The sequence below is a fragment of the Paenibacillus sp. P4_E11 genome (assembly GCF_056401635.1).
This window is the reverse complement of the sequence record NZ_JBFUIX010000603.1, coordinates 1-830: the sequence shown is the minus strand read 5'-3', so window position 1 is coordinate 830 and position 830 is coordinate 1. Positions and strand designations below refer to the sequence as shown.

General features: G+C 29.7%; 1 protein-coding gene and 1 pseudogene. Both read right to left on the bottom strand.

The annotated features are described in order from the left end of the window. Window positions 1-616: UvrD-helicase domain-containing protein (locus AC1DWB_RS36370; protein ID WP_477545903.1), on the bottom strand; the 616-nt coding region annotated here is incomplete at its 3' end. Beyond that, window positions 613-830, bottom strand: a pseudogene (locus AC1DWB_RS36365) (ATP-dependent nuclease); the annotation flags it as partial. The gene AC1DWB_RS36370 and the pseudogene AC1DWB_RS36365, both read right to left, overlap by 4 nt.

The following is an 830-nucleotide window of genomic DNA, read 5'->3' as shown; positions in this document are numbered from 1 at the left end:
ATGCCCCTCTCCATATATAAATGGATTGTTTTTCGTCACCAACAATAAATGTTTCAATATTTAAGTTATTACATAAAAACATAAAAAATGCATGCATATCTTTGTCACAATCCTGGTATTCGTCAATATATATTTTGAAGTACCTTGATTTAATATATAACTGACATGCACGAGATTTTTGTATTATTTTCAAAKCTAACTCAAATATAAAATTATCTTTGCTTTCAATATAGGAGCATATTTTGGCATCTTCCCTAATTTTTTGTATCCCTTCACTAAAGTGCTTTACCTTAATTGAATAATCAGTACTCATATCAATTTTATATTCTGCCCCGTATACATCTTTGATAAAGGGCTTAATTATCTCTTCAATAGCAAAACTATTAATAGTTCCAACAAAATGCCTCGATACATCAATAGTAATTCTGTCCTTAATTTCTTGGGCTGCTTTTATAGTAAATGTTATTGCCCCAATAACTTTATGGCTTTTATTTTCTTTAATTTCCTTTACTATCTTGGTGACCATTGTAAATGTTTTTCCAGTACCAGCACTGGCTCTGACAACAAGATTACCTTTTAATTCTACTATTTCATTTTGTGTTGGGGTTAAACTCATTTCATTACCTCTTTTAAACATGCAAAATTATAWTGATCATATATTTCCTGGCAATCAGATCTGGAAAGTTTACTTACAAGTAGAACCATATTGTGATGTTTAGCGCTTTGCAAATAGTCAACGACATTAGATACCTTTAAGTAATGAACTAATTTCTGATGCAACACCTCATCAAGATCATTTTCAAGATCACATCTAGATAAGAAAATAAAAT